The sequence below is a fragment of the Methylobacterium sp. Leaf112 genome (assembly GCF_001423295.1).
GTDB lineage: Bacteria > Pseudomonadota > Alphaproteobacteria > Rhizobiales > Beijerinckiaceae > Methylobacterium.
Genome location: NZ_LMNG01000024.1, coordinates 1 through 11,224, shown reverse-complemented (window position 1 = coordinate 11,224; position 11,224 = coordinate 1). Strand labels below are relative to the sequence as shown.

The 11,224-nt window shown below is 70.7% G+C and carries 9 protein-coding genes and 1 pseudogene; 3 read left to right on the top strand and 7 right to left on the bottom strand.

Annotated features, from left to right (window positions below; all coding sequences use genetic code 11):
* From ASF52_RS12280 to ASF52_RS22075, 3 genes and pseudogenes are all read right to left on the bottom strand, one after another.
* Window positions 1-180 (bottom strand): annotated as a pseudogene (locus ASF52_RS12280) (polysaccharide biosynthesis/export family protein); the annotation flags it as partial.
* A 248-nt stretch (window positions 181-428) separates the two neighbouring features.
* Window positions 429-1,922 carry an LTA synthase family protein gene (locus ASF52_RS12275; protein ID WP_056172236.1) on the bottom strand — a complete coding sequence of 498 codons (1,494 nt, stop codon included), beginning with the start codon at window positions 1,920-1,922 and terminating at the stop codon, window positions 429-431.
* On the bottom strand, window positions 1,919-3,850 hold the full coding sequence (locus tag ASF52_RS22075) for a capsular polysaccharide export protein, LipB/KpsS family (RefSeq protein ID WP_082515313.1): 1,932 nt from the start codon (window positions 3,848-3,850) through the stop codon (window positions 1,919-1,921). Before ASF52_RS22075 ends, ASF52_RS12275 begins: the two co-directional genes overlap by 4 nt.
* Window positions 3,851-4,188: 338 nt before the next feature.
* On the opposite strand from ASF52_RS22075, the gene ASF52_RS12265 reads away from it, so the two are divergent.
* The 3 genes from ASF52_RS12265 to ASF52_RS12255 are packed head-to-tail and all read left to right on the top strand — an operon-like array spanning window position 4,189 to window position 7,154.
* Complete coding sequence (locus ASF52_RS12265) at window positions 4,189-5,496, top strand: capsule biosynthesis protein (protein WP_056172234.1); 1,308 nt, start codon at window positions 4,189-4,191, stop codon at window positions 5,494-5,496.
* Window positions 5,497-5,535: 39 nt separating this feature from the next.
* A complete protein-coding gene (locus tag ASF52_RS12260) occupies window positions 5,536-6,303 on the top strand; it encodes an SDR family NAD(P)-dependent oxidoreductase (RefSeq protein WP_056172232.1) in 768 nt (255 codons plus the stop codon).
* Window positions 6,300-7,154 (top strand): formyltransferase family protein, encoded by an 855-nt coding sequence (locus tag ASF52_RS12255; RefSeq protein ID WP_056172230.1) that lies wholly within the window; start codon window positions 6,300-6,302, stop codon window positions 7,152-7,154. The genes ASF52_RS12260 and ASF52_RS12255 overlap by 4 nt, the downstream gene beginning before the upstream one ends.
* Before the next feature lie 295 nt (window positions 7,155-7,449).
* On the opposite strand, the gene ettA is transcribed toward ASF52_RS12255, so the two are convergent.
* The 4 genes from ettA to ASF52_RS23245 form a co-directional block, all read right to left on the bottom strand.
* Entirely contained in the window at window positions 7,450-9,102 is a 1,653-nt protein-coding gene (gene ettA, locus ASF52_RS12250; RefSeq protein WP_056172228.1) for an energy-dependent translational throttle protein EttA, read from the bottom strand.
* A 237-nt stretch (window positions 9,103-9,339) separates the two neighbouring features.
* The gene (locus ASF52_RS12245) at window positions 9,340-9,609 is read right to left on the bottom strand and encodes a hypothetical protein (RefSeq protein ID WP_056172226.1); all 270 of its coding nucleotides are present in this window, start codon (window positions 9,607-9,609) and stop codon (window positions 9,340-9,342) included.
* Window positions 9,610-9,623: 14 nt separating this feature from the next.
* Window positions 9,624-10,511 (bottom strand): DNA/RNA non-specific endonuclease, encoded by an 888-nt coding sequence (locus ASF52_RS12240; protein WP_443136676.1) that lies wholly within the window; start codon window positions 10,509-10,511, stop codon window positions 9,624-9,626.
* The gene (locus tag ASF52_RS23245) at window positions 10,502-10,798 is read right to left on the bottom strand and encodes a hypothetical protein (RefSeq protein ID WP_244473797.1); all 297 of its coding nucleotides are present in this window, start codon (window positions 10,796-10,798) and stop codon (window positions 10,502-10,504) included. The genes ASF52_RS12240 and ASF52_RS23245 overlap by 10 nt, the downstream gene beginning before the upstream one ends.
* Between the last annotated feature and the right edge of the window lie 426 nt (window positions 10,799-11,224).

The following is an 11,224-nucleotide window of genomic DNA, read 5'->3' as shown; positions in this document are numbered from 1 at the left end:
GGCCTCGACGGTGGCGGCGGTCAGATCCACGAGTTCGTAGCGCGCGAACGTGCCCTCGCTCGTCGACACGTCGGCCCCGTCCACGATGGCGCCCGTCGTCGGGCCTGCACCGGGTAGGATCGAGGAACAACCGGACACGAGGCATGCCGTCAGGGCCGCGAGAGCCGCTGTGCGAACCATTCAATTTCTCCAGGCCGGGTTTCGCGCGAAGCGCGGTCCGGCAGTGCCGCCCATACCGCGACGGCGAGACCGGGAGCGCCTCGTCTCGACGTCGAACCCGGCGGCACGTTCGCGGGCAACCCGTCATCCCTATGGGGCAAACGCTGCCATAAGATTAACGGATCGTTGTTGCGCGAGGCTGGATTTCCAGCCGACCGGGACGTCTCTGCCCAGAATGCGTCACGAGGGTGGCACGGTCACGCTTGGGCTTACGGCACCGTTGGCGACGGTCGCCCTCGATCCGGGGTGACCTCCGCCCGCAGCAACCGCCCGAGGGCGTCGGCGGTGAGATCGACCCTGGCCGGAACGGGCTGCACGCCGCCGAAATGCAGCACCGCGTAGTCCGTCGCCGTGCCGCCGAAGCCGGGGCGGCAGTTCGGCAGGGCCGGGGCGTGGTCGCCGAACACGCAGAGGGTCGCCGAGATCCCTTCGCGCGCAACGCGGTCGTCCAGCCCGGCGATGAGCCTGTCCACCGCCTCCCCCGTATGGGCCAGGTGGTGGAGATACTGGGCGTGCGGATCGTCGAGGCCGGGCAGACGCCCGGGCTTCCACGGCCCATGGTTCTCCATGGTGACGCAGAACAGGAACAGCGGACCGGTCCGGGCCCGGATCTCCACCAGAACCCGCTCGGCCAGGGCGATATCGCCGACATACGGTCCGACGCGGGGGGCGTCGGCGAAGTCCTCCTCCATGACGAGGCGGTCGAACCCGAGGCGGGTCACGACGGCGGCGCGGTTGAAGAAGTCGCGGTGGAAGGGGTGGACGAACAGGGTCGCGTAACCGGACCGCCGGGCGAGGCCGGCCAAGCTCGTCGGCTCGGCGCCACCCCCCGTGAGGTAGGGATCGAACCGGCCGAAACCGAGATCCTCGGCGTCGCGACCGGTGAGCACCGCATGCTCGGTCCGCATGGTGTAGGCACCGTGGGCCGGCACCCGCAGGCGGCCGTACCGGGTCGCGCGGGCGCGCAACGCCGCCATCACGGGCAGGGCGGGGCCGCCGAGGCGAACCGGATCGACGAAGGATTCGAGCTGGACCACCACGACGACGCGGTCCGGTGCCCCCGAGGGGACGATGGCCCGTGGCGCCTGTTCGACCGGCGCGCGCAGGCTCAGCCAACGTGCCGCATAGGCCAGGATCGTCGCCGGCAGGCCGTAGCGGGCGATGTCCGCTTCCAGGGCGGGCGCGGGGAAGCGCGCGGCGAGCCAGCGGCTAAGGACGCCCTGCCCGGCCATCCGCGCCAGGGTCCAGAGGGTCAGAGGCAAGGCGATCACCGCCAGTACGGCGACGCTCGGCTCGTGCGGCAGCGCGGCCGGTTCGACCCAGTACCAGAGGACGACTCCGAGGACACTCGCCAGGATCGGCCCGGCCATCCGCGGATCGGTGAGGGGCCGGGTGTAGTAGAGTTCGGGGTGGCGCGGCACCTGACGCAGGAGGGCGAAATCGCTGAACACCAGGGGCTCGCCGATGACGCCGCGCTTGAGCCGGCTCACCACCGTGAGGATCGCCACGGTGAGCACGCAGGAGAACCCCGCGAGCCACGGCCGCCACGAGAAGACGAACCAGAACGCCGCCACGAGGGCGTAGGCCGAGAGTCGCACGGCGAGGTCGCCGGGACGCCGGCCGATGGGGCGAACGCCGCGCCCGTCGAATGCCTCGATGGCGAGGCTGAGGGCGAGGGCGGTGACGAGGGCCGTAAGGATCAAGCCGGGTCCGCCTTGTCTGGAGTTTTCGCCATGGGGGATGCGTCCTGCGCACCCAGCCCGACTCCCCGCCGGGCACGCAGGAGCCGGACGATGGGGTTGAGCACGGCGTAGCGCGCCCGCATGGCCAGGAGGGTGCGGCGGCTGAGGGCGAGCGCGGAGGGCGCCGTGGCGTCGCGCTCGGCGCTCAGGCGGTCGAGGAGCTGCTCGGCCGAGCACGGCTTCATCGCCACGGGATCGAGGTAGAGCGGGTAGAGCAGGAGCGTCCCGGCCACGAGTTCGTCGAGGGCGAGGCGCCGTCCGCGGTTGGCGTTGGGCGCCAGATCCTCGGTCAGGCCCCAACCCGAATAGAACGGGCGCCCGTGGACCGCCACGGTGAGGCCACGGATCAGGGCCTCGAACCCGGCCAGCGACGTCATGGTCTCGACGTGGTGCGCCCGGTCCAGGAGGTCGACGATGGACAGCCCGCCGACGATGCGGTCGGCAAGCGCCAGGGTCTCGGCCTCCGGAATCCTGCCCGGCCGGAAGCCGGCCTCGACGTCGGGATGCGGCTTGTAGAGCAGGAAGGCGTCGGGATTGCGGGCGCGGGCCGCCGCCAGCAGGGCGCGGTTCGAGCGCACCACCGGCGAGCCGTGCCGCACGGAGGCGTCGTCCTCGACCTGCCCCGGCACGAGGACGATGCGGCGGTCCGTCGGCCACGATCCGGATTCGTCCGACAGGCCGACATTGTACTTCGTCAGGCGCCGCGCGACGACGAGCCGGCGCAGGGCTTCGGCCCGCGCCACGAGATCGGGCGGGAAGGCGGCGGTCTTCAGGATGCGCGCGAGGCGGCTGTCCTGCCGCGGATCGTAGTAGATGCCGGAATCGTCGACCACGATGGAGGCGCCGGGCTGCAGGCTGGCGCCGAGCCCGACGGAGCGTAGGAACCCGTCCTCGACCCGCCACAGGGGCAACCCCGCCTCGGCGCAGAGGGCTTCCAGGCGCTCGGGCATCCGCGTCGCCCAGGCGAGGACCCGGGCGCCGGGGGGCGCACGGTGCACCGCGTCCTCGGCCGCCATGGCGTGGATGGGTGGGCCGAACGGGCCGGTTGTGAAGGCGTCGAGGCCGGGCCGCTTCCACCGCGAGATGCCGACGAGCACCGTCGGCCGGTCGTTGTCGCGGAACCGCGCCCGCAGCCACGCGACCTTGTCGAGGCACTCCGCGCGCGCGATGGGCGCGCGGGTCCAGGGATCGAACCAATGGATGCCGGCGCCGTAGGCGTCGTCGAGCTCGGTCGGCGGATCGGCTTCGACCACATCGGCGCCCGCGAGGCGCGCCGTGCCGGCGCTCGCCGCATCGCCGGTGAAGACCCGCGCGGCGGCGGTGCAGGCGGCCCAGGGGTCGACGGGGGCCCGCACGACCCGCAGGCGCGGCGCGGGTGCGAGATCGGCGCAGCCCTCGGGGCCGGCGGCGACGAAGTCCACCTGCGGGTGACGGGCCAGCACGCCGGCGACGAAGGCCCGGGTCCGGGCCGGGTTCTCCGCGCCGTCGAGGAGGATCAGCGCCGCGCCTTCGATCTCGGCCACCGTGCCGGCCCCTGCCGAAAACCGGTTTCGGCCGTGCAGGCGCAGATGCGCCAATCGGTCGGCCAGGGCCGGATCCGCCGGGACGCCGCCCATCGGCGCCCCGTCGAGGGTGAGGCGCAGGCTCGCCATCCCCGTGGCGGGCGTGTCGTATGGGCTGAGAATCGGTCCCGGCGCGACCGTGAGTACCGGCCGCCCGAGACGGCTCAAGGCGGCGACCGTGACGCCGTCCGCACCCCACACGACCGCGACGGCGCCGGGCTGGAACGGGTGGGCGAACGCGCTGCCCGTCGCCGCCGCGACCTGCGTGCGCAGGGCCCGGATGGTCCGGCCGGTGGAGAACAGGGAAGGCGGCGGGTTCGGGCGCATGAACGGTTCGACCAACACGGGAGGGCCGCTGCGTCCGGCCCGATGCTGCAGGCTCTAGAGCATCGGCCCGAACAGTGGGAACCGGTTTTCGGGCCGGTCGACCCTGAAACACCGCGAACGCGCAAGCGGCCGTCCCGATGCGACCCGTTCGCGGGGACCGATGCGACCCGTTCGCGAGGAATGGCCGTCTGCCAAGAGCTGCGTGGCCGCCGGGTCACACGGATTAAAATTCGTTTTGTGCAACCATGCCTTAAGATTGCTGCCTTTCAACGGCTATGCGACGTCTTCCATCGTGACATTCGCCCGGGTATCCGGGCTTCAGGACCCTGCGCCTCGGAATGCTGCAACCCCGCGCCCCCGCGCATCGCGACGGACCCGCCACGTTCCTGTTCCTGCAGGGCGTCGCCTCCCCGTTCTTCTCCGATCTCGGGCGCAGCCTCGAGGAGCGCGGTCACCGAGTCCGGCGAATCAACTTCTCCTCCGGCGACTGGCTGTTCTGGCGTCTGCCGGCGGACAATTATCGCGGGTCGTTCGAGAACTGGGGCGGGTACGTCGCCGAGTACATCGCCCGGCACGGGGTCACGGACATCATCCTGTTCGGCGATTGCCGGCCCTACCACGTTGCCGCCCGTGCGGCGGCCGAGCCGTTGGGCGTGCGCCTCCACGTGTTCGAGGAAGGCTACCTTCGGCCGAACTGGATCACCTGCGAACTCGGCGGCGTGAACGGTCACTCGTCCCTGCCCAAGACCGCCGAGGCCATCCGGGCCGTGGCGCGGCGCCTGCCGCAGCCGGGGCGTGCCATGCCGTCGAGCGGGGACATGGCGCGGCGCAGCCTGTGGGATGTGGCCTACAACATCGCCAATTTCGGCTTCCCGTACTTCTTCCCGCATTTCCGCAGCCACCGACCCAACCACATCGCCGTCGAATATGCCGGCTGGATCAAGAAGTTCGCCCGCCGCGCCCATACGCGGCGCGAGGCGGCCCGGCTCAACGAGGCTTACACGGCGGTGGGGGTCGATTACTTCCTGCTGCCGCTTCAACTCGACAGCGACTACCAGATCCGCGTCCACTCCCCCTTCCTCGGGGTCGAGGCGTTCATGGACCGGGTGATCGCCTCCTTCGCCGCTGATTCGAAGGGCGCGACCCGGCTCCTGATCAAGCTCCACCCCCTCGACAGCGGTTTGATCAACTGGCGCAAGTACGCCCGTCACTCGGCCAAGCGCCACGGGGTCAACGACCGCCTCGACATCATCGACGGCGGCGATCTGCCGAGCCTCATCGCCGGCAGCCGCGGCGTGGTGCTCGTCAACAGCACCGTCGGCATGCTGTCCCTCGAACTCGGCTGTCCGACCCTCGCCACCGGCGAGGCGATCTACAACCTGCCGGGCCTCACCCATGCGGGCGGCCTCGCGACGTTCTGGACGGCGCCGGTGGCGCCGGACCCCGACCTGATGCGCGATTTCCGCCGGGTCGTCCTGCACCGCACCCAGGTCAACGGCGGCTTCTTCTCCCGCGAGGCCATCGCCCGGGCCGTGGCCGGGACGATCCCGCGCCTGGAGGCGACCCTCCCGGCCGCGGCACTCGCCGCCGCCCAGGCCGGCCGCGCCGAGACCGGGGATGCGCAGGATCTCGCGCCGGTCTACTGAAGCGCCGGCCCGCTCCCCTTTCCAGAACCCACAGAGCCGATGCCCGTCATCCTCATCACCGGCGCGTCGAGCGGCATCGGCGCGGCGCTCGCCCGTCATTACGCGACGCCCGCCACCACCCTCGTGCTGCACGGCCGCGATGCCACCCGCCTGGACGCCGTGGCGGACGCCTGCCGCGCCAGGGGCGCGCTCGTGGAGACCGAGCGCCTGGACGTGCGCGATCGGGCCGGCATCGCCGCCTGGCTCGCGGCCACCCACGCCGCCCATCCCCTCGACCTCGTGATCGTCAACGCGGCGATCAACGGTGGCGACCCCGGCGGCGACGTCGAGACGTCCGCCATGGCGTTCGAGACCGTGGCGGTGAACCTCGACGGAGCCCTCAACGTCGCCCTCCCCTGCGTCGACCTCATGCGCGCCCGCGGCACCGGTCAGATCGCCCTGGTCTCGTCGCTCGCCGCCTTCGCGCCCCTGCCCGACGCGCCGGCCTATAGCGGCACCAAGGCCGCCCTCCTCGCCCACGGGCTGGCGTTGCGCGAAAAGCTCAAGCCCCACGGGGTCAAGGTGAACGTGGTGACGCCGGGCTACGTCCGGACCGCCATGGGCGGCGAGTATCAGGGCTGGCGACCCATGGAGATCGACGCGGCGGACGCCGCCGCCCGCATGGCCAGGGGGCTGGCCCGCGACCGGGACATCGTCGCCTTCCCGTGGATCATCGCGGCCCTCGCCCGCGGCTCGGCCCTGCTGCCCGAATCCCTGCGGCGCCTCGGCATGAGCGGGTTCAAGTTCAAGATCCGGACCGGCCGATGAGCCGCCCTCGCCTCGCCCTCTTCGTCTTGGAGGCCCTGCCGAACGCGCGCGCCGTCCGCCGCTTCGTCACGGACCATGCGGCCGACATCGCCTTCGTCGGCCTGTCCAACGCCGAGCGTCCGAGTTCGGGCGGGCTCATCGGTCAGGTGCGGCGGCATCTCGCGCGCTCGGGGCCCGCGATCCTGCCGTATCTCGGGGTGAATTTCGGGCTGCCCGACCTGCTCTCCCCCCTGTCCGGGCTGACCCGGCGGCTGGCGGGAACGACGGACACTCCCACCGCGACGCCCCTGAAGGCCCTGTGCCACCGCCTCGGCATCCCGACCCTGACCGTGGACGACGTCAACGGGCCGGAGGTCGCGGCCCTGTTCGCGCGTCACACACCCGGGATCATCGTCACCTTCCACTTCGACCAGATCCTGTCCGGCGCGACCCTGGCGCTGGCGCCGCTCGGCGGCTTCAACGTCCATCCCGGCCTGTTGCCGCGCCATCGCGGTCCCGTGCCGACGATCCACGCCCTGGCCGAACCGGAGCCGGCCTTCGGCGTCACGGTGCATCGCCTCGCCGTCACCATCGATGCCGGGGCGATTCTTTCACGGGAAGCGGTGACATTGCCGGCCGACACCACGGCGACGCGGGCGTCCGTGATCCTGCACGAGCACGGACGGGTGCTGCTGGACCGCGTCCTGGCGCAACTCGCCGACGGTAGGCTGCGAGAGGGCGAGACGCCCGCCATCCTGCCCTATTGCCCATTCCCGGACCGGGCCCTGCTGACGGATCTGCGCCGGCGCGGGCGAAAACTCACGGACGTGCGGGATCTGGGTGAGGCCCTGGCGCTGAGCGCGCGGGCCTGAGGCGGACGTGAGCGTCGATCCTCGCCCCGCTCGCGGGGCGATCGCACATGGTCACCGGTGTCATTCCGAAGCGCCGCAGGCGAACCCGGACCCGAAGGGCCGCGTCGAAGGCGTGCAATCGAGAGCCGCCGACAGCGCAAGGCTTTGTTAAACCGGTGTTTCTGGGTCCCGGGTTCCGCTGCGCGGCCCCGGGATGACAAAGCGTTGCGAACTTCAGAAAGCTCGAAACGCGATATGCGGTCCCCTCTCCCAGCAAGCCGGGAGAGGGGATGCGCGCCGAGCGCTGGTTCGCGGCCTACCGCGAGAACTTCTTGTACTTGAGCTTCTTCGGCATCAGCGAATCGGTGCCGAGGCGGCGCTTCTTGTCTTCCTCGTAATCCGAGAAGTTGCCTTCGAACCACTCGACGTGGCTGTCGCCCTCGAAGGCGAGGATGTGGGTGGCGATGCGGTTGAGGAACCAGCGATCGTGGCTGATGATCACCGCGCAGCCGGCGTAATCCTCCAGCGCCTCTTCCAGCGCCCGCAGGGTCTCCATGTCGAGGTCGTTGGTGGGCTCGTCGAGCAGCAGCACGTTGGCGCCGCCCTTCAGGGTGCGGGCCAGATGCACGCGGTTGCGCTCACCGCCCGACAGGGTACCGACCTTCTTCTGCTGGTCTGACCCCTTGAACGCAAAGGCGGCGCAATAGGCGCGGGAATTGATCTCGCGCTTGTTGAAATAGATGATGTCGTTGCCGCCGGACACTTCCTGCCAGACCGTAGCGCCGGGATCGAGGGCGTCGCGCGACTGGTCGACGTAGCCGAGATGCACGGTCTCGCCCACCGAGATGGTGCCGCCATCGGGTGTCTCGGAGCCGGTGATCATCTTGAACAGGGTCGTCTTGCCGGCACCGTTGGGGCCGATGACGCCGACGATGCCGCCGGGCGGCAGCTTGAACGACAGGTCCTCGATGAGCAGGCGGTCGCCGAACGCCTTGTTGAGATGGTCGAACTCGATGACGTTGTTGCCGAGCCGCTCGTCGATGGGGATGACGATCTGCGCCGAGGCGTCGATCTTGTCGTTCTGCTTCGCCACGAGTTCGTCGTAGCGGGTGATGCGGGCTTTGGACTTCGACTGCCGGGCCTTCGGCGAGGCCGAGATCCACTCCTGCTCGCGGTTGATGGCGCGCTGGCGGGCCATGTCCTCTCGGCCTTCCTGGGCCAGACGCTTCTGCTTCTGGATGAGCCAGGCCGAGTAATTGCCCTCGTAGGGGTAGCCTCGGGTGCGGTCGAGCTCGAGGATCCAGCCGGTGACGTTGTCGAGGAAGTAGCGATCGTGGGTCACGATCAGGATCGCGCCGGGATACTGCTTGAGGTGGCCCTCCAGCCAGTTCACCGTCTCGGCGTCGAGGTGGTTGGTGGGCTCGTCCAGCAGCAGCAACTCGGGCTCCCACAGCAGGAGCTTGCACAGGGCGACGCGGCGGCGCTCGCCGCCGGACAAGGTGGCGACGGGCATCTCGTCGGTGGGGCAGCCGAGCGCCAGCATGGCCTGATCGACCTTGGAGTCGAGCTCCCAGAGGTTGCCCGCCTCGATCTTGTCCTGGAGGGCGGTCATCTCGTCCGCCGTCTCCTCGGAATAGTTCATGGCGAGTTCGTTGTAGCGGTCGAGGAGCGCCTGCTTCTCGGCGACCCCCTCCATGACGTTCTCGCGGACCGACTTGTTCGGGTCGAGCTGGGGCTCCTGCGGCAGGTAGCCGACGCGGGCGCCCTGCGCGACGAAGCCCTCGCCGGTCCATTCCGTGTCGATGCCGGCCATGATCTTGAGGAGCGTCGACTTGCCCGAGCCGTTGATGCCGAGCACGCCGATCTTGGCGTCCGGATAGAACGACAGATTGACGTTATCGAGAATCTTCTTGCCGCCGGTGTAGGTCTTGGTCAGACCCTTCATGTGGTAGATGAATTCGCGCGCCATGCCGGTATCCTTGACCTGTGGGATCGGGGCCCTTCCGGGCACGGCCGATGCCGAATGATGGGGTGCGCGGCCCCGCGGCGGCCCTTTGGGGAGCCGGCCGGGCCTCGCACGATGCGCCGTCGGACGGTCCGGCCCTCGCCGTCGTCGAACCGCTCCGGGCCAATCGCTTCGCCTGATGAGTGTTGCGCCGGAGTATCAGGGCGGCGCGGGACCGGCAAGAAGATCGGACGCGCGGCGTCAGGCGAAGGGGTTCTTCACCACCTCCGGGGCTGTCGTGGCTTCGGCGATCGCCTCGGGCAGGCTCTGCCCTTCGAGGGCCTCGACGATGGCGGTGACCGTCGCCCGTAGGGCGCGCGCCCGTCCCAGGCCAGTGCGATCCCGGGTCAGGTCGAGGGAGCCGTGCACGACGATGCGGTCGCGACCGTTTTCCAGGCAGAGGCCGCCGATGGTCCGCACGGCGGCCGCGTCGGCGAAGGGCCGGAACACCGGCGGCGTCGTGTCTGACATGCGCGTCTCCTCTCTCAGAAAATCGCCCGCATCAGGTCGCGCCACAGGCGCCGGGCGAGGCGGTGCAGCTGGTTCCTGGCCCAGGCCTCGAACGAATCCGGTTCGCGAGTCCGCCCGCGCGGCGGCCCGCCGGCTTCGTCGCCCCGCGAATAGGTGCGCGGCTCGGGGAGGTCCATGGCGCGACGCTTCACCGAATCGGGCAGTCCCGGAAACACGTCGAGGCCGGCGACGCCGCGCAGCTCGGCGAGCGACACGGCGCGCCACTCGGCGTCGTCGCGGTTGGGCACGAGGTAGGCGCCCGCCTCTCCCCTGGCCGGATCGTACAACGCCTTGAACAGCTGCGTCGGCACCAGGACCCGGCCGTTGATCGCCTGCACGCTGTCCCCGGCATAGACCGGGCCGGTGACGACGAAGAGCGTGCCCCGGGCGGTGGCGAGGCGGCGCACGCTCTCCTCGATGGCCGCCCACAGGCCGCGATTCACGGCCCGGTCCTGCGGTACGATGTTGGCGAGGGTGAAGGATTGTGCCTGCGCGGCCCCCGTCGGCATATCGCCGGCCGGCGCCATGTGGCCCCGGTCGAACCCGCTGCGGACGTAGTCCTCGAGATGCGCCCGCTCCGCTTCCGGCAGGGCGTCCTCGTCGTGGAAGTCATCGACGCGGTCGACGGCGCGCGCCGCCGCGACGCTCGACCGGGTCAGGCGCTCGGCGGCATAGATCGGTGTCCGGGACACCCCCGAATGCAGGAGGGCGAACGCCGCGTAGCACAGGGGCGTCGCCTGCCGCGCGAGCTTCGGGTTGACGAGGTCGGGCCGCATTCCCTCCGCGAACTGCTCGGAGCAGGTCTGCGCCTGGGCGGGCCCGCCCAGGAGGACGAGGAGGGCGAGGGCGCGAATCAGAAGCACACCCGGACCTTGCGGGGACCGGACGGCGTCTCGCGCCAGCGATAGGCGCAGGGGCGCCCGAGGGAGCCCTCGAAGGGATGTACGTCGCGGTCGGACGGGCCGGGGCCGGCCTGGCGGCGACAGGGATGCCGGCCCGGACACGCAGACGTGAACGGGGTCCGGTCGACGGTGCCGCGGGGAGTCGTTTCCGCGGCCCGGGCGCCCCCGGCCGGCAGTCCGCAGACGAGGGCGAGGCCGGTGGCGAGGCAGCCCGATCGGAGACGGCGAATCATCGGGCGAGAACGCATGGTCTGCCTTCCTGCTGTCCCCTGCCTGCGGGCCCATGCCTGCGGGCCACCGGGAGCGACCGCACCGTTGATCGGCGGCGGCCAGAGGTTTAACTGCCGCCCTTACGCCGGACGCTCGCGCCTGTCATGGGGGGCGGGACGACCGGCCCTGAGCCCATGCGTGGCAAAGCCGTGCAATGACGTTATAAGTGCAGATTCAAGGGTCCCGGCTCAGTCCAGGGATCAACCGTTGGGATGGGGGAGCCGGCGCCGTGGGTGGCGAAGGGTCAGGCCCGTTCGGGCGGTCACCAGCGAACAACGGGTCAATGCCAGTGTCTTCAGCCAATCCCTCGATTCTAGACGGTCTCGACGAGACGTCCGCGCTGCGTCGGCTTCCCGAGAGCGATCTGCCTGCGGTGGCCGAGGCGGTGCGGGCCGAGATGATCG